Here is a 16,849-nt window from a genome sequence, read left to right on the forward strand (position 1 = left end):
GCTTGTGAAAAGCGAACCTCAGTTCGCTTTTTTTTCGAATTCAACTTAGGTACGCGCTGCGGCGCAATAACGGATCTGTGATGAGTAGTGGAAAAAAAAGTGCTGAACGCCTGATCAAGAAGTACCCGAACCGCCGGTTGTACGATACCCAGACGAGCTCCTATATCACGCTGACCGACGTCAAGCAGCTGGTGCTGGACGCCGAAGACTTTACCGTGGTCGACGCCAAGTCCAACGAGGACCTGACGCGCAGCATCCTGCTGCAGATCATTCTGGAAGAAGAGGCGAGCGGTGTGCCCATGTTCAGCACCGACGTGCTGGCGCAGATCATCCGCTACTACGGCCACGCCATGCAGGGCATGATGGGTTCCTACCTGGAAAAGAACATCCAGGCCTTCACCGACATCCAGCGCAAGTTCACCGCGGGTGCGGCCAACTTCGACGGCAAGACCTTCAGCCCCGAGATGTGGACCCAGTTCATGAACGTCCAGGCCCCCATCATGCAGGGCATGATGAACAACTACATCGACCAGAGCAAGAGCCTGTTCGTGCAGATGCAGGAGCAGATGCAGAACCAGAGCAAGAACCTCTTCGGCGCCTTCCCCTTCGCGCCGCCTCCCACGGACAAGAAGTAAACCCCACACAAACCGGCGCAGGACGCCGGTTTTTTATTGACTGCGCAATTTTCCCGCTGGTAGTATGTGGAAACGATTCCACATTGACGCCATCGATGACCAAGCCCGCAGCGCTGCAAACCACTTTCGACCCGCCCGCCGACTCGGTGCTGTGGCGCAAGGATTTCCTGATCGGCGTTGCCACCGCCGCCTACCAGATCGAAGGCGCCAGCGAAGAAGACGGCCGCCTGCCGTCCATCTGGGACACGTTCTCCGCCATTCCGGGCAAGGTCCTGCACGGAGACACCGGGGCCGTGGCCTGCGACCACTACCACCGCTGGGAAGAAGACGTGGAGCTGATCTCCGGCCTGAATGTGGACGCCTACCGCCTGTCGATCGCCTGGCCGCGCGTCATGCATGCGGACGGCAGTGTGAACGAAAAAGGCATCGCCTTCTACCGCCAGCTGCTGGCCCGCCTGCGCGCCAAGGGGCTGAAAACCTTCGTCACGCTCTATCACTGGGACCTGCCGCAGCACCTGGAAGACCGGGGCGGCTGGATCAACCGCGAAACGGCCTTCCGCTTCGCCGAATACGCCGACCTGGTCAGCCGCGAGCTGAAAGGGCTGGTGGATGCCTGGTCCACGCTGAACGAACCCTGGTGCTCCGCCATGCATGGCTACGGCACCGGCCACCATGCGCCCGGCAAGACGGACAACAAGCTCGCGCTGCAGGCCATGCACCATCTGCTGCTGGGCCACGGGCTGGCGATGCGGGCGCTGCGCAGGAACGATCCCACATCGCTGAAGGGCCTTGTGGCCAACGTGGGGCGCGGAACCACGGACGGCGATACCCCGGCCGACCTCCGCGCGGCCGAACTGTTCGAGATCCAGAACAACGACTGGGTGCTGGATCCGCTGCTGAAACAGCGCTATCCCGCAGGGCTGTTCGAGCTGTGGCCGGGCACCGAACCGGAGGTTCAGCCGGGAGACATGGAGATCATCGGCGAGCCGATGGACTACCTCGGCATCAACTACTACTTCCGCACCAATGTGCGCAGCGACGGCGCCCACGGCTATACCGAAATGCCACTTGAGGGCGTGGAGCGCACCCAGATGGGATGGGAGGTCTATCCCGACGGCCTGCGCGACCTGCTGCTCGGCTTCCACCGCAACTACGCCAATCTGCCGCCCATCTACATCACCGAGAACGGCACCGCCTCGGACGACGCCGTGGTGAACGGAGAAGTGAACGACGCGCAGCGCATCTCCTTCCTGAACCGCCATCTCGCCGCCGTGGACGAAGCGGTGAAGGCAGGCGTCAAGGTGCGCGGCTACTTCATCTGGTCGCTGATGGATAATTTCGAATGGGCTTTCGGCTACGAACGCCGCTTCGGCATTGTGCATGTCGATTATTCGACCCAGAAACGCACCCTGAAGCGGAGCGCCCATCTGGTGCGCGACTTCCTGGCGAAGAGGAGAGCGCAGCCGGATTAACCATTAGCACGCTCGTATCAACTATCATAAGCATCGTCCAGAACAAGGCGCCCAAGCGCCGCAGGAGACAGAATGAGCAAGGCTTCACAATTGGCCGGCGCCCTGGCGCTGGCCATCGGCGCGCATGGCGGCGTGCTGGCGCAGGCGCCGCAGCCGCCACGCCCGCCGCTCAAGGCCACGGTATCGCACTGGTGGACTTCGGGCGGCGAATCCGCCGCCGTGCGCCAGTTCGCGGACGCCTTCAATAAGGCTGGAGGCCAGTGGATCGACCAGGCAGTTGCCGGTGCCGACGCCTCGCGCGCCTCGACCATCAACCGCATCGTGGGCGGGAATGCGCCTGCGGCGGCGCAGTTCAACACCTCCAAGCAGTTCCGCGACATCGTGGACCAGGGCCTCCTGAACAATATCGACGACGTGGCGGCGCGCGGCAACTGGGACCAGGTGCTGGCCAAGCCGATCATCGACGTCATCAAGGTCAACGGCCATTACTATGCCGCCCCCGTGAACATCCACATGACGGCCTGGTTCTTCTATTCCAAGCCAGCCTTTGCGAAGGCGGGCATCAAGGAGGAGCCGAAGAACTGGAACGAATTCATCGCCGCGCTGGAAAAGCTGAAAAAAGCGGGCCTGATTCCGCTGGCCTTCGGCGGCCAGGTGTGGCAGGAAAAGATCCTGTTCGACGCCGTGTTCTCCATGGTGGGCGGGCCGGAGCTCTACCTGAGCATCTACCGCGACCGGAACTACGCCGCAATCAACTCCGAAGCCTTCCGCCAGGTGCTGGTCAAGTTCAAGCAGCTGCGCAACTATATCGATGCCGGTTCGCCGGGCCGCAACTGGAACGATGCGACGGCAATGGTCGTCAGCGGCAAGGCGGGCGTCCAGATCATGGGCGACTGGGCCAAGGGCGAGTTCTCGGCGGCCGGGCAGGTGGCGGGCAGGGACTTCGGCTGCTTCGCCGGCTTCGGCCCGAAATCGCCTTACCTGGTGGCGGGCGACGCCTTCGTGTTCCCCAAAACGTCCAAGCCCCAGGTGGTGGCGGCGCAGAAGCTGTTCGCTTCCGTGGTCACCTCGCCGGGGCCGCAGGCAGCCTTCAGCGCGCTCAAGGGTTCGATTCCCATCCGTCCGGACGTCGATACTTCCGGACTCGATCTCTGCGCGAAGAAAGGCATCGAAATCATGCAGGACCGCTCGCGCCAGCTGCCCAATCCCGAAATGCTGCTGGATCCTGACCTGGTCGGTGCGCTGCAGGACGTGCTCACCAACTACTGGAACCGCAACCAGACGCCCGAACAGGCGCAGAAGAACTTCATCCAGGCCATGAAGGACAACACATGGTGAAGCAACGCTCCCGCACTTCGATAGCGGCATGGATCGCGCTGCTGCCCATGATCCTGACCGTGGTCTTCGCCTACATCGGCACCATGCTTTTCACGGCGCGCGTGTCCCTCAGCAGCTCCCGCATCTTCCCGACCAGCGACTTCGTCGGCCTTGGGCAGTATGCGCGCCTGTTCCGCAACGAGCGCTGGCTGCTGTCCCTGGAAAACCTGGCCATCTACGGCGTGCTGTTCGTGCTGGCCTGCCTGGTGATCGGCTTCCTGCTCGCGGTGTTCATCGACCAGAAGGTAAGCGGGGAGGGCGTGCTGCGCACGGTCTTCCTCTATCCCTATGCCATGTCCTTCGTGGCCACGGGCCTCGTATGGCAGTGGATATTGAATCCATCCCTCGGCATCCAGCAGGTGCTGCGCCACATGGGCTTCGAGGATGCGCAATTCGACTGGATCGTGGACCAGGACAAGGCGCTGTACACCATTGTTATCGCCACTGTCTGGCAGGCTTCCGGCCTGGTGATGGCGCTGCTGCTTTCGGGGCTGCGCGGCATCGACGAGGAAATGTGGAAGGCGGCGCGCATCGACGGCATTCCACGCTGGCGCGTCTATATCAGCATTGTGCTGCCCATGCTGTGGCCTTCGCTGTCCACGGCCTTCGTGCTGCTGTTCGCCATGGTGATCAAACTGTTCGATCCCGTGGTGGCCATGACCCAGGGCGGTCCGGGCACCGCAAGCGAGGTGCCCGCCAAATTCATCATGGACTACCTGTTCGGCCGCGCCAATATCGGCCTGGCTTCGGCGGCATCCATCGTTCTGCTGACGACCGTGATGGCCATCGTTGCGCCGCTGTACTTCGCGCGCAGCAAGGTCGTTCAGAAAAGGAGCAAGGCATGAAGACGCGTATAACGCCGGGCCGCATCGGCCTCTACGTCTTCCTGTTCACGGCGGCGCTGTTCTTCCTGGTGCCGCTGTACGTGATGCTGGTGACCTCCGTGAAGCCGATGAGCGAGATCCGGCTGGGGAATATCTTCGCGCTGCCGCTGGCGCCTACCGTCGAACCATGGCGGCTGGCGTGGCAGGCCGCGTGTACGGGGCTTGAGTGCGAGGGCATCCGTGGCGGCTTCTGGAATTCCGTGAAGATCACCGTGCCGAGCACCGTGTTCTCCATCGTGGTGGGCGCCGTCAATGGCTATGCCCTGTCTTTCTGGCGGCCGCGGGGAGCAGGCGTGATGTTCAGCGTTCTCATGATGGGCGCCTTCATTCCTGGCCAGGTGGTGCTGTACCCGCTGGTGCGGGCGCTGGCCGCCGTGGACCTGTACAGCTCCATTCCGGGCATCGTGCTGGTGCACGTGATCTTCGGCATGCCGATGATGACGCTCCTGTTCAGGAACTACTACGCTTCGCTGCCCGATGAACTGTTCAAGGCGGCGCGCATCGACGGCGGCGGATTCTGGCGCATCTTCTTCGAGCTGATGCTGCCCATGTCCACGCCGGTGATCGTGGTGGCCATGATCATGCAGGTCACGAATATCTGGAACGATTTCCTTCTGGGCCTGGTGTTCGCCGGTTCGGACAACCTGCCCATGACGGTCCAGCTGAACAACATCATCAACACCACCACGGGCGAGCGCCTGTACAACGTCAACATGGCGGCCACCATCCTTACATCGCTGGTGCCGCTCGCCCTCTATTTCATTTCCGGCCGCTGGTTCGTGCGCGGCATCGCCTCCGGCGCAGTCAAAGGTTAAGCATGTCGAACGTATCCATCAAAAATCTTCAGATCACGCTGGGCGAAAACAAGGTTATCGATTCACTGGACCTTGAGGTGCAGAAGGGCGAGTTCGTGGTGCTGCTGGGCGCATCGGGTTGCGGCAAGTCCACGCTCCTGCACAGCATCGCGGGCCTGATCGACGTGACGGGCGGCAGCATCGAGATCGGCGGCAAGGACATGACCCTGGTCGATCCGAAGGACCGGGGCATTGCGCTGGTGTTCCAGTCCTACGCGCTGTATCCCACCATGAACGTGGAGAAGAACATGTCCTTCGGCCTGCGCATCAACGGCACGCCGAAGGAGGAGATCAAGCGCCGCGTGGCGCGCGCGGCCGAGATGCTGCACCTGCAGCCGCTGCTGGACCGCAAGCCCGCCAATCTCTCCGGCGGCCAGCGGCAGCGCGTGGCCATCGGGCGAGCCATCGTGCGCGAGGCCGATGTCTTCCTCTTCGACGAGCCGCTGTCCAACCTGGATGCCAAGCTGCGCACGGAACTGCGGCGCGAACTGAAGCTGCTGCACCGCCAGCTGGGCGCGACCATGATCTACGTGACCCACGACCAGGTGGAGGCCATGACCCTGGCCAGCCGCATCGCCGTGATGAAGGGCGGGGTGATCCAGCAGTTCGACACGCCGGACACGATCTACCGCGAGCCCGCCAATCTCTTCGTGGCCGGCTTCCTCGGTTCGCCGTGCATGAACTTCTTCCATGGGCGCCTCGCCGTGGAGAACGGGAAAACGCTGTTCCGCAACGGGCATATGGCGCTGGACGTGTCGCACTACGCCTTCCGCCAGCCGGTGGAGCCGGGCCTGGCCTGCGTTCTGGGCGTACGGCCGGAAGACGTGGTGGTGGAGGCGGATGGCCCGTATCGCGCCTCCGTCACGCTGGTGGAAGCCATGGGCGCGCACCGCGTGCTGTGGATGGACTTCCACGGCGCGCAGATCTCGGCCATCGTGCAGGATGGACGGGAGGGCGGCGCTTTCTCGATCCGCAGCGAAGGGATATCCCTGTTCGGGGAAGCCAGCACTTTGCGCCTCTAACCGTCGCCCTCGCGAAGGCGGGGCCCATGGGCGTCACGGCACACTCCTAGGCACCCGCCTTCGCGGGTGCGACGGCGCCTCTCATAGGGTACAATGGCAGATTGCTCCAAACTTTCATTGCCAGATTATCATGCAATCCCAACCCATTTCCCGTATCCAGAAGCCCGGCTCCGAAGGCACGCCTGCGAGCACCGGCCCAGCGCCGAAAGTCGGTTTCGTGTCGCTCGGCTGCCCCAAGGCGCTTGTCGACTCCGAACAGATCCTGACCCAGCTGCGCGCTGAAGGCTACGAGACCGCAAAGTCCTACGACGGCGCGGACCTGGTGATTGTGAACACTTGCGGCTTCATCGACGCCGCCGTGCAGGAATCGCTGGACGCCATCGGCGAGGCGCTGGCCGAAAACGGCAAGGTGATCGTCACCGGCTGCCTGGGCGCGAAGAAGGACGCGGAAGGCCGCGACCTGATCCAGTCCATCCACCCGAAGGTGCTGGCCGTGACCGGCCCGCATGCGGTCGGCGAGGTGATGGCCGAGGTGCATACGCACCTTCCCAAGCCGCACGAGCCCTTCATCGATCTGCTGCCGCCGCAGGGCATCAAGCTCACGCCCAAGCACTACGCCTACCTGAAGATTTCCGAAGGCTGCAATCACCGCTGCTCGTTCTGCATCATCCCGTCCATGCGCGGCGACCTGGTTTCGCGCCCCATCGCGGAGCTGATGCTGGAAGCGGAAAACCTGTTCAAGGCAGGCGTGAAGGAACTGCTGGTGATCTCGCAGGACACCTCGGCCTATGGCGTGGACGTGAAGTTCCGCTCGGGCTTCTGGAACGGCCGCCCGGTGAAAACCCACATGACACAGCTCACCGAAGCCCTGGGTGAACTGGCCAAGCAGTACGGCGCCTGGGTGCGCCTGCACTACGTCTACCCATATCCGCACGTGGACCAGATCATTCCAATGATGAGCGGCGGCCATATCCTGCCTTACCTGGACGTGCCGCTGCAGCACGCGCATCCCGATGTGCTGAAGCGCATGAAGCGTCCCGCTTCCGGCGAGAAGAACCTCGAACGCATCCAGGCATGGCGCGCCATGAATCCTGACCTCGTGATCCGCTCCACCTTCATCGCCGGCTTCCCCGGCGAGACCGAGGCGGAATTCGAGTACCTGCTGGACTTCCTGAAGGAAGCCCAGATCGACCGCCTGGGCTGCTTTGCCTACTCGCCGGTGGAAGGCGCCACCGCCAACGAACTGGAAAACCCGGTGCCGGAAGAAGTGCGTGAAGAGCGCCGCGGCCGCGTCATGCTGCTGCAGGAGGAAATCTCCCGCAAGCGCCTGCAGGCCAAGGTGGGCAAGACCATCAGGGTGCTGATCGACGAACTGACCCCGAGCGGCGCCATCGGCCGTTCCGCTGCCGACGCGCCCGAGATCGACGGCGTGGTGCATGTGAAGAAGCCTTTCGAACCGCACAAGAAGCTGGCCGTGGGCCAGTTCTACGACGTTGAAATCACCCGCGCCGATGCGCACGACCTGTGGGGCGAGGCCTGAGCATGGAGAAGAAGGCCCTTCAGACAGCGCTGGTTCATTCCGATTACACGCCGCCTGAGGGCTTCGCAGCCTTCCCGGCAGCGATCCACCACGCTTCCACCATCCTGTTCAAGAACGTGGCCGCGCTGCGTTCCGGCGACTGGAAGGAAAAGAACGCCTATACCTACGGCCTGCACGGCACCCCAACGACCTTCACGCTCGAAGCGCGCATCGCCGAAATCGAAGGCGGCGAGCGCTGCCTGCTGGCGCCGAGCGGTCTCGCCGCCATCGCCATGATCGATTTCGCCGTGCTCAAGACCGGCGACGACATTCTTCTCCCTGACAATATCTACAATCCGAACCGGGTGCTGGGCAACTGGCTGCAGGAAGCGTTCAACATCACCGCGCGCTACTACGATCCCATGATCGGCGCAGGCATCGCGCAGATGATCCAGCCGAACACGAAGCTGATCTGGACCGAGGCGCCGGGCTCCGTGTCGATGGAAGTGCCGGACCTGCGCGCCATTTGCGCGGCGGCGAAGGAGAAGGGCGTCCTGGTCGCGCTGGACAATACCTGGTCCGCGGGCCTGGCGCTGCGTCCCTTCGAGCTGGGCGTGGACATCAGCATGCAGGCGCTCACCAAGTACCAGTCGGGCGGATCGGACGTGCTGATGGGCGCAGTGATCACGCGCGACCGCGAGCTGCACGAGAAAATCGCCAACTCGCATATGCGCCTCGGCCTGGGCGTGGGCGCGGACGATGCTTACCTTGTAATGCGCGGCCTGCCCACCATGAAGCTGCGTTTCGAAGCCCACGACGCGGGCGCGCTGAAAGTGGCCGCCTGGCTGAAACAACGCCCGGAAATCTCGCGCATGCTGCACCCGGCCTTCGAGGACTGCCCCGGCCACGAGGTCTGGAAGCGCGATTTCACGGGCGCGGGCGGCCTGTTCTCGGTGCTCTTCGACGCCCGATTCAGCGAGGAGCAGACCGACCGCTTCGTCGATTCCCTCAGGCTCTTCAAGATCGGCTACAGCTGGGGCGGTGCGAACAGCCTGTGCATCCCTTACCGCATCCAGGCCATGCGCCGCAACTGGCAGGACGGCGGCACGCTGGTCCGCTTCTACATCGGCCTGGAAGATCCGGCGGACCTGATCGCGGATATCGAACAGGCCCTGGCGCGGATGTAATCAGATCGGCTGGTTCTGGTTGAGGGTGACCCAGCCGCGAATCAGCCGGTAAGCCTTCCAGATCCACGCCACGCCCCAGACGACGATGGCGGCCGGAATGCCGAAGAAGGTTACGAACAGGGCTGCGCCCACCACCACCCAGAGTACATACCACCAGAAGGACCGGATCATCCAGCTGTGATGGCTTTCGATGAAGGTGCCGCGCGTGCCGTCGCGCTTCGAGTAGTTGAAGAGCAGTGGAATGATCGAGAAGGCGCCAAGCGAGAAGAAGAAACTCACCGCGTGGGCAACGTAGAGCCAGAACGCCCAGTTCTTGGCCGAATCGGTTTGTGCATCGAGAATCAGTTCCTGAGCCATATGTAATCCTCCCTTGGCCCAAGGCTACCATAGTTGGGCCGCTGCGGCACTCACGTACGCCTGCTGGCAACGCAATCCGCAGCTGCCATAACTTCCGGCTATCTTTGCGATTGAACAAATCAATGTGGCGTCCGCTTTGATTTGATGCTTCCGCCTGCTTTAATGAGAGAGGTAATCGACACCGGAGGAGCCCATGAAAGCAAAGCGGATCGTTTTAGCCGTCGCCGTCTGCCTCACGCCTGCACTGGTCTGGACGCAGACCGCCAAGCCGGACAGGCCTCCGCCAGGCGAGAAGCCGACGAGCTATATGCCGGTCGATATCCGCGAAGACTTCCAGGTGACCTTGCAGCGCCTGCGCGCAGCGCGCCCCATCGTGATGAAGCGCCAGCACGACTTGCTTGCATCACGCTACGATCTGGCCGACCGTCCGTCGAAGGACACCATGTTCCGCGGGAAGCCCGTGCAGGAAGGCGTGCGCGTGAAGCTCCCCCGCGGGATCACCTGGCAGGAGTTGGCGGCGCTCACCCCGGAGCAGGTCCGCGAACGCGACCTGTTCCCGGCGGGCTTCCTGCCGCTGCCGCACCCGAACCATCCCGAAGGCGGCATGCTTTTTCCGAAGTTCCATATCGACGAGATACTGAAGCAGGAGCAGCGTGACCTCAACCGATTCGACCTCGAATTCGACCTGCCCGACCACTTCCTGCCGGAGTTTCCTGCGCCGATCTTCCTGACCACTCATCCGGAGCTGGGCGACGTTTCGAAAGGGAAGCTCATCACCATCGAGAACTTCTACGACACCTTCAACGGCCTGCTCAATCCCAAGCAGATCGAAGGCCTGCGCCTGCTGGTAACGCCTTTCCCCCAGCAGCAGTTCAATCAGACGGAGGACCGCCGCTCAGTGAAGCCGAGCCGCGGTGTGACCTGCTTCGACTGCCACGCGAATGGCCATGGCAACGGCAGCACTCACCTCGTGGGCGACATCCGGCCCCAGGAGCTGCGCCACCGTATCGAAACGCCGACCCTGCGCGGCGTGAACATCCAGCGCCTGTTCGGCTCCCAGCGCGCGTTGAAGACGGTGGAGGACTTCACGGAATTCGAGCAGCGCGCCGCCTATTTCGACGGCGACCCCGTCATCGCCACCAAGAAGGGCGTGAACGTGCTGGAACGCGGCAGCCAGGTCCACTTCATGGCCGAATTCCAGGAGATACTGGACTTCCCGCCCGCGCCCAAGCTTGGCGTGCTGGGCAGGCTCGATCCGAAGAAAGCCTCGGCGCAGGAACTGCGCGGAGAGGCCATCTTCCATGGCAAGGGGCAGTGCGTGAGCTGCCATGCGCCGCCGTACTTCACGGACAACCTGATGCACAACCTGAAGACGGAGCGCTTCTACAAGCCGCGCACCGTGAACAACATGAAGATGGTGGGCGATGGGCCGATCAAGACCTTCCCGCTGCGCGGCATCAAGGAATCGCCGCCGTACATGCACGACGGACGCCTGCTTACGCTGGAGGACACGGTGGAATTCTTCAACCTCATTCTGGAAACGAAGCTGAGCGACCAGGAGAAGGCAGACCTGGTGGTCTTCCTGCGCGCACTTTGATAGACAGAGGGGACAGACCCTGTGCAGGGTCTGTCCCCTCTAGTAAGATATCCTCGATCTTTTATCGGGGAGACAGAATGAGCGGGCCGTTGCAGGGAATCCGTATTATCGAAATCGGCCAGTTGATCGCCGCGCCGTTTGCCGCGCGCCTGATGGCGGAATTCGGCGCGGAGGTCATCAAGATCGAGGCGCCGGGCGACGGCGACCCTATCCGCAAGTGGCGCAAGCTGCACAAGGGCACCTCGCTCTGGTGGTATCTCCAGTCCCGCAACAAGAAATCCATTTCGATCAACCTGAAGTCCGCCGAAGGCGTGGACATCGTCAAGCGCCTGGCGGAGGGCGCCGATGTGCTGATCGAGAACCTCAAGCCCGGCGCGCTGGAAAAGCTGGGACTGGGCTGGGATGTGCTGCATGCCCTGAACCCGAAGCTCACGCTGGTACGCATCTCCGGCTACGGCCAAACCGGGCCTTACAAGGACCGTCCCGGTTTCGGCGCCATCGGCGAAGCCATGGGCGGCATCCGCTATACCACGGGCGAGGCGGATGGCGTGCCGGCGCGCGCCGGCGTCAGCCTCGGGGACTCGCTCGCTTCCCTGCATGCCGTGATGGGCGCGCTGATGTCCGTCCTGCGCGTGAAGACGGGGCAGGGCGACGGGCAGGTGGTGGACGTGTCCCTGGTGGAGAGCGTGTTCAACCTGATGGAAAGCCTTGTGCCGGAATACGACCTGCTGGGCTATGTGCGCGAACGCAGCGGCGGCGCGCTGCCGGGGATCGCACCTTCGAACACCTACCCCACCCGGGACGGCGCCTATGTTGTCATCGCGGGCAACAGCAACCCAATCTACAAGCGGCTGATGCAGGTCATCGGCCGCAATGACCTGGCGGACGATCCGCAGTTCGCCCAGAACGACGGCCGCGCCGCGCAATCGGGGCTGATCGATGCCGCCATCGCAGGCTGGACCTCCGCGCATTCCATCGGCCATGTGCTGGAGGCGCTGGAAGCGGCCGAGGTGCCCGCAGGCCGCATCTATTCGGTCAAGGACATCGTGGAGGACCCGCACTACCAGGCGCGCGGCATGATCCAGCAGGCCGTGCTGCCGGACGGCGTGGCCGTGAAGATGCCGGGCATCGTGCCAAAGCTGTCGGATACGCCCGGCGAAGTGCGCTGGCAGGGCCCGCAGCTGGGCGAGCATACGGCGGCCGTGCTGGCGGACCTGGGGCTGGATGAGGCGGCGGTGGCGCGCCTGCGCGCGGCGGGCGTGGTTCAGTAGGAACTACTCGGCGGCGAATTCGGCGGCAGCCTTGGCTGTCCACAGGGCGCGGTCATAGACGGGATAGGGCTGGTCGTAGCCCTCCGCACCGTCTTCGCCGATGAAGTAGAGGGCCCAGGCATCGCCCTCGTGGCGGATGGCGATATCGTCCACGCGGCAGTGCTCCGCGAAGTCCTCATCGCCTTCCAGGTTCACGATGCGCACACCGCGATGTAAGAGAACAGTTGCCATAATGGCCATGATACTGCGGATATGGCCTGAAGTTGTGGCAAAAATGTATCTCAGCGGAGCAGATTCAATACTCCGTCGAGTCCGACGTAATTCAGGGCAACATCGGCCTGGGCCCGTACCACCGGCTTCGCGCGGAAGGCCACGGAAAGGCCGGATATCCCCATCATCTTCAGGTCGTTGGCGCCGTCGCCCATCACAATGGCCTGGGAGGGGCGGATGCCCATTGCCGCGCACACGCTTTCCACGGTCTCCTTCTTCACCTCTGCATCCACGATGCCGCCCAGGACTTCGCCCGTCAGCTTGCCGTCGACGATCTCCAGCGAATTCGCGTGGGTGTAGTCGAGCCCAAGGCGCGTCTTCAGGCGCTCAGTGAAGTAGGTGAAGCCGCCCGAGACCAGCAGGGTTTTCAGGCCCGCCGCCTGCACGGCCTTCAGCATGTTCTCCGCGCCCGGCGAGAGGTCAAGGCGTTCGTCGTACACGCGTTCCAGGGCCGATGCGTCCAGGCCCTTGAGCAGGGCGACTCGGCGGCGCAGGCTGGCCGCGAAATCGAGTTCGCCGCGCATGGCCGCCTCGGTGATCTCGGCCACCTGCGGCTTCAGGCCCTGCATGTCCGCGATCTCGTCGATGCATTCGATGGTGATGAGGGTGGAGTCCATGTCCATCGCCACCAGGCGGAAATCGGCCATGGAGAGCGTGCGGTTCAGCCAGGTGGCGTCGAGGCGCTCGGCGGTGGCCGCAGCCTCGATCGTCTGGCGCAGCGCATCCGTATCGCTGACGCCTTCGCAGCGCAGCGCTGTATCGGAAACGCGCACGAGGCGCTGGGGCGCGGCCAGGGCGGCGACCCGTTCAAGGCCGGGCATGCAGCCCGGAAGGCCCTGCAGGACCAGGTTCTTCGTGATGTCGTTCATTCAGGAGAGCAGTTGTTTGATGGCGGTCTTGATCTGCGTGACGCGCGCGTTCAGGTCGGGCATGCTGGCGGTGATCTTCAGCTTGTCCTGGCCGTTCAGTTTAATGTGGCGGTGCTTCTGGATCAGGGTAATGATCTTCATCGGGTCGATAGGCGGCTTGGGCATGAACTGCAGGTTCACTGCCTCGCCGTGGGCATCGATCTTGACGATGCCTGCCGTTTTCGCCGCAATGCGCAGCCGGTGGGTTTCGATCAGCGCCTTCACCTGCTCCGGCAGCTTGCCGAAGCGGTCGATCAGCTCTTCCTGCAGATCGTCGATGGCTTCCTGCGCTTCGCAGTTGGCCAGGCGCTTGTAGATGGAAAGGCGTTCGTGCACGTCGCCGCAGAAGTCCGAAGGGAGCAAGGCGGGAACGTGCAGGTTGATTTCGGTGGTGGTGGCCAGCGGCGCCGCGAGGTCGGGCTCCTTGCCCGCCTTGAGGGCGCGCACGGCCTCGTTCAGCATGTCGGTGTAGAGCTGGAAGCCGACTTCCAGCATCTCGCCGGACTGGCTCTCGCCCAGCACTTCGCCCGCGCCGCGGATTTCCAGGTCGTGCATGGCCAGGTAGAAGCCACTGCCCAGTTCTTCCATCGCCTGGATCGCGTCCAGGCGGCGCTGCGCCTGCTTGCTCAGGCCCTGCACATCGTTCACCAGCAGGTAGGCATAGGCCTGGTGGTGGGAGCGGCCGACACGGCCGCGCAGCTGGTGCAGCTGTGCAAGGCCGAACTTGTCGGCGCGGTGCATGATGATGGTGTTCGCGGTCGGCACGTCGATGCCGGTTTCGATAATGGTGGTGCAGAGCAGGATGTTGTAGCGCTGGGCCACGAAGTCGCGCATCACCTTTTCCAGGTCGCGCTCGTGCATCTGGCCGTGGGCGACGGCAATGCGCGCCTCAGGCAGCAGCTCGGTCAGCGCGGCCAGGCGGTTCTGGATGGTCTCGACCTCGTTGTGCAGGAAGTAGACCTGGCCGCCGCGCTTCAGTTCGCGCAGCACGGCCTCGCGGATCACGGAGTCGTTCTCGCTGCGCACGAAGGTCTTGATCGCCAGGCGCTTCTGCGGCGCGGTGGCGATGACGGAGAAGTCCCGCAGGCCTTCAAGTGCCATGCCCAGGGTACGGGGGATCGGCGTTGCGGTGAGGGTCAGCACGTCCACCTCCGCGCGCAGGGACTTGAGCGCCTCTTTCTGGCGTACGCCGAAGCGGTGTTCTTCGTCGATGATGACGAGGCCGAGGCGGGTGAACTTCACGTCCTCCGACAGGAGCTTGTGGGTGCCGATCACGATGTCCAGCGTGCCGTCGGACATGCCCTTGATGGCGTTGGCGATCTCCTTGCCGGTGCGGAAGCGCGACATCTCGGCGATCTTCACCGGCCAGTCGGCGAAACGGTCGGCGAAGGTCTGGGCATGCTGTTCGGCCAGCAGCGTGGTGGGCGCGAGAATGGCGACCTGCTTGCCGCCCATGACGGCGATGAAGGCCGCGCGCAGGGCCACTTCCGTCTTCCCGAAGCCCACGTCGCCGCAAACGAGGCGGTCCATCGGCTTCCCTGAGGTCATGTCCTTGATCACGTTCAGGATCGCCGCTGCCTGGTCGGGCGTTTCGTCGAAGCCGAAGCTTTCGGCGAAGCGTTCGTAGTCCTGGGAGGAATACTCGAAGGCGTGGCCCTGGCGCGCCGCGCGGCGCGCGTAGAGGTTGAGCAGCTCGGCCGCGGTATCGCGCACCTGCTCGGCCGCCTTGCGCTTGGCCTTCTCCCACTGGCCGGAGCCCAGCGTGTGCAGCGGCGCATCCTCCGGCGAGCCGCCGGAATAGCGCGAGATCACATGCAGCTGGGAGACGGGCACATAGAGCTTGGTGTCCTTGGCGTATTCCAGATGCAGGAATTCGGTCTCTCCTTCGCCCAGGTCCATGCTGGTGAGGCCCATATAGCGGCCGATGCCGTGGTTGATGTGGACCACCGGATCGCCGATCTTGAGCTCGGACAGGTCGCGCACCATGGACTCGACCTGGGTCACCGCCTCCTGCTTCTTCTTGCCGACGCGGCGGCCGCTGCCCGCATACAGCTCGGTTTCGGTGATGAAGGCCAGCGCCTCGGCGCCTGCCAGCAGCTCGAAGCCCGCCTGAAGGGGCGCAACGCCCAGCACCACCTTCGCATCGGAGGCGAGGAAGCCTTCGTAGCCTTCCACCGGCGCGGGGTCGAGGTCGAACTCGCTGAAGTACTGCTGCAGCGTTTCGCGGCGGCCGTTCGATTCGGCGCAGATCATCACGCGCCGCCCGCCCTGCATCAGGTAGGCGCGCAGGTTGGTGAGCGGATCGTCCAGGTGGCGGTTGACGCCGATGTTCGGAATCGGGGCCGAGAGCTCGGAAGCAGCGCCGTCGCCGTCGCGCTGGATCGAAAGACGCGCATGCGGCTTGGCCTGGGTGTAGAACTGCTCCGCGCCCAGGAAGATGGATTGCGGCGGCAGGATGGGCCGTTCGCGGTCCGCCTTCAGGAACTTGTAGCGCGACTCGGTATCGGACCAGAAGCGCTGGATGGCGCTGTCGATATCGCCCACCGTGGCAAGCGCGGCGCCTTCGGGCAGGTAGTCGAACAGCGTTGCGGTCTCTTCGAAAAAGAGCGGCAGGTAGTACTCGATGCCCGCCGAGGCAATGCCGCTGCTGATGTCCTTGTACACCACGGCGCGCGAGGGATCGCCCTCGAATGTTTCGCGCCAGCGGCTGCGGAAGGTGGTGCGCGCGGCTTCGTCCATCGGGAATTCGCGGCCCGGCAGCAGGCGCACCTCCTTCACGGGATAGAGAGAGCGCTGGGTGTCCGCATCGAAGGTGCGGATGGTCTCGATGGTGTCGCCGAACAGGTCGAGGCGGTAGGGCAGGGCGGAGCCCATCGGGAACAGGTCGATCAGGCCGCCGCGCACGGAATATTCGCCGGGCGACATCACCTGCGAGACGTGCGTGTAGCCCGCCAGCGTGAGCTGCGATTTCAGGCGCGCCTCGTCCAGCGACTCGCCCTGCTTGAAGAAGAAGGTGTAAGCCGCCAGGAAGGAGGGCGGCGCCATGCGCACCAGCGCCGTGGTGGCGGGCACCAGCATCACGTCGCATTGGCCGGTCTGGATCTCGTGCAGGGTCGCCAGGCGCTCCGAGACGAGGTCCTGGTGCGGCGAGAAGGCGTCGTAGGGCAGGGTCTCCCAGTCCGGCAGCAGGTGGCAGCGCAGCTGGCCGCCAGCGAACCATGGCATTTCGTCAAGCAGGCGCTGGGCGTCGCTGGGCTGGGCCACGATCACGGCCAGCATCTGGCCGCGCGACTTCAGTTCGAGCGCGCTCTGGGCCAGGGCATAGGCGTCGGCCGAGCCGTACAGGGTCGGCAGCACAAAGCGGTTGCCAGGTTTCGGAAGAGCTTTTTTGAGATCGAAGGACATGCAGGCAGGTGCGGGGGAAATCACAGGCAACATTATAGAGCAAGCCACTGTCCCAGCCGTTCGTGCCACGCGCGCCACACCTGCGGCATAA

The 16,849-nt window shown here is 63.8% G+C and carries 14 protein-coding genes; 10 read left to right on the forward strand and 4 right to left on the reverse strand.

What is annotated here, in order from left to right:
- Positions 1 to 80: 80 nt before the first annotated feature.
- The 8 genes from phaR to LSQ66_RS08000 all read left to right on the forward strand — a co-directional run bounded on the left by phaR (position 81) and on the right by LSQ66_RS08000 (position 8,950).
- Positions 81 to 635 carry a polyhydroxyalkanoate synthesis repressor PhaR gene (gene phaR, locus LSQ66_RS07965; protein ID WP_231769254.1) on the forward strand — a complete coding sequence of 185 codons (555 nt, stop codon included), beginning with the start codon at positions 81 to 83 and terminating at the stop codon, positions 633 to 635.
- 95 nt (positions 636 to 730) lie between these two features.
- Positions 731 to 2,107 carry a GH1 family beta-glucosidase gene (locus tag LSQ66_RS07970; protein ID WP_231769255.1) on the forward strand — a complete coding sequence of 459 codons (1,377 nt, stop codon included), beginning with the start codon at positions 731 to 733 and terminating at the stop codon, positions 2,105 to 2,107.
- Between the two features lie 72 nt (positions 2,108 to 2,179).
- Positions 2,180 to 3,445, forward strand: a complete 1,266-nt coding sequence (locus tag LSQ66_RS07975; RefSeq protein ID WP_231769256.1) for an ABC transporter substrate-binding protein — start codon at positions 2,180 to 2,182, stop codon at positions 3,443 to 3,445.
- Positions 3,439 to 4,329, forward strand: a complete 891-nt coding sequence (locus tag LSQ66_RS07980) for a carbohydrate ABC transporter permease (protein WP_231769257.1) — start codon at positions 3,439 to 3,441, stop codon at positions 4,327 to 4,329. Before LSQ66_RS07975 ends, LSQ66_RS07980 begins: the two co-directional genes overlap by 7 nt.
- The gene (locus LSQ66_RS07985; RefSeq protein ID WP_231769258.1) at positions 4,326 to 5,183 is read left to right on the forward strand and encodes a carbohydrate ABC transporter permease; all 858 of its coding nucleotides are present in this window, start codon (positions 4,326 to 4,328) and stop codon (positions 5,181 to 5,183) included. The genes LSQ66_RS07980 and LSQ66_RS07985 overlap by 4 nt, the downstream gene beginning before the upstream one ends.
- A gap of 2 nt (positions 5,184 to 5,185) precedes the next feature.
- Positions 5,186 to 6,244, forward strand: coding sequence for an ABC transporter ATP-binding protein (locus LSQ66_RS07990; RefSeq protein ID WP_231769259.1), 1,059 nt, complete (start codon positions 5,186 to 5,188; stop codon positions 6,242 to 6,244).
- Between the two features lie 130 nt (positions 6,245 to 6,374).
- A complete protein-coding gene (gene rimO / locus LSQ66_RS07995; protein ID WP_231769260.1) occupies positions 6,375 to 7,784 on the forward strand; it encodes a 30S ribosomal protein S12 methylthiotransferase RimO in 1,410 nt (469 codons plus the stop codon).
- A gap of 2 nt (positions 7,785 to 7,786) precedes the next feature.
- Complete coding sequence (locus LSQ66_RS08000; RefSeq protein WP_231769261.1) at positions 7,787 to 8,950, forward strand: cystathionine beta-lyase; 1,164 nt, start codon at positions 7,787 to 7,789, stop codon at positions 8,948 to 8,950.
- Here the strand turns inward: LSQ66_RS08000 and LSQ66_RS08005 are convergent, their stop codons facing one another.
- Positions 8,951 to 9,307, reverse strand: a complete 357-nt coding sequence (locus tag LSQ66_RS08005) for a DUF4870 family protein (protein WP_231769262.1) — start codon at positions 9,305 to 9,307, stop codon at positions 8,951 to 8,953.
- Positions 9,308 to 9,500: 193 nt separating this feature from the next.
- On the opposite strand from LSQ66_RS08005, the gene LSQ66_RS08010 reads away from it, so the two are divergent.
- Complete coding sequence (locus LSQ66_RS08010; RefSeq protein ID WP_231769263.1) at positions 9,501 to 10,904, forward strand: hypothetical protein; 1,404 nt, start codon at positions 9,501 to 9,503, stop codon at positions 10,902 to 10,904.
- 77 nt (positions 10,905 to 10,981) lie between these two features.
- A complete protein-coding gene (locus LSQ66_RS08015; RefSeq protein WP_231769264.1) occupies positions 10,982 to 12,175 on the forward strand; it encodes a CaiB/BaiF CoA transferase family protein in 1,194 nt (397 codons plus the stop codon).
- 3 nt (positions 12,176 to 12,178) lie between these two features.
- On the opposite strand, the gene LSQ66_RS08020 is transcribed toward LSQ66_RS08015, so the two are convergent.
- From LSQ66_RS08020 to mfd, 3 genes are read right to left on the reverse strand one after another with little or no spacing between them, the layout of a single operon-like run.
- A complete protein-coding gene (locus tag LSQ66_RS08020) occupies positions 12,179 to 12,406 on the reverse strand; it encodes a hypothetical protein (RefSeq protein WP_231769265.1) in 228 nt (75 codons plus the stop codon).
- A gap of 50 nt (positions 12,407 to 12,456) precedes the next feature.
- Entirely contained in the window at positions 12,457 to 13,314 is an 858-nt protein-coding gene (serB, locus tag LSQ66_RS08025) for a phosphoserine phosphatase SerB (protein WP_231769266.1), read from the reverse strand.
- Complete coding sequence (gene mfd / locus LSQ66_RS08030) at positions 13,315 to 16,758, reverse strand: transcription-repair coupling factor (protein ID WP_231769267.1); 3,444 nt, start codon at positions 16,756 to 16,758, stop codon at positions 13,315 to 13,317.
- Positions 16,759 to 16,849: the final 91 nt, after the last annotated feature.

The organism is Massilia endophytica, from assembly GCF_021165955.1.
In the GTDB taxonomy this organism is placed as follows: Bacteria; Pseudomonadota; Gammaproteobacteria; order Burkholderiales; family Burkholderiaceae_D; genus Rugamonas; species Rugamonas endophytica.

Bases quoted from the DNA above. Each gene is read 5' to 3' on its own strand.
- LSQ66_RS07985 (WP_231769258.1), top strand. From the start codon at position 4,326: ATGAAGACGCGTATAACGCCGGGCCGCATCGGCCTCTACGTCTTCCTG.
- serB (WP_231769266.1), bottom strand. From the start codon at position 13,314: ATGAACGACATCACGAAGAACCTGGTCCTGCAGGGCCTTCCGGGCTGC.
- LSQ66_RS08000 (WP_231769261.1), top strand. From the start codon at position 7,787: ATGGAGAAGAAGGCCCTTCAGACAGCGCTGGTTCATTCCGATTACACG.
- LSQ66_RS07990 (WP_231769259.1), top strand. From the start codon at position 5,186: ATGTCGAACGTATCCATCAAAAATCTTCAGATCACGCTGGGCGAAAAC.
- LSQ66_RS08005 (WP_231769262.1), bottom strand. From the start codon at position 9,307: ATGGCTCAGGAACTGATTCTCGATGCACAAACCGATTCGGCCAAGAAC.
- rimO (WP_231769260.1), top strand. From the start codon at position 6,375: ATGCAATCCCAACCCATTTCCCGTATCCAGAAGCCCGGCTCCGAAGGC.
- LSQ66_RS07980 (WP_231769257.1), top strand. From the start codon at position 3,439: ATGGTGAAGCAACGCTCCCGCACTTCGATAGCGGCATGGATCGCGCTG.
- phaR (WP_231769254.1), top strand. From the start codon at position 81: ATGAGTAGTGGAAAAAAAAGTGCTGAACGCCTGATCAAGAAGTACCCG.
- LSQ66_RS08010 (WP_231769263.1), top strand. From the start codon at position 9,501: ATGAAAGCAAAGCGGATCGTTTTAGCCGTCGCCGTCTGCCTCACGCCT.
- LSQ66_RS07975 (WP_231769256.1), top strand. From the start codon at position 2,180: ATGAGCAAGGCTTCACAATTGGCCGGCGCCCTGGCGCTGGCCATCGGC.
- LSQ66_RS08015 (WP_231769264.1), top strand. From the start codon at position 10,982: ATGAGCGGGCCGTTGCAGGGAATCCGTATTATCGAAATCGGCCAGTTG.
- LSQ66_RS08020 (WP_231769265.1), bottom strand. From the start codon at position 12,406: ATGGCAACTGTTCTCTTACATCGCGGTGTGCGCATCGTGAACCTGGAA.
- mfd (WP_231769267.1), bottom strand. From the start codon at position 16,758: ATGTCCTTCGATCTCAAAAAAGCTCTTCCGAAACCTGGCAACCGCTTT.
- LSQ66_RS07970 (WP_231769255.1), top strand. From the start codon at position 731: ATGACCAAGCCCGCAGCGCTGCAAACCACTTTCGACCCGCCCGCCGAC.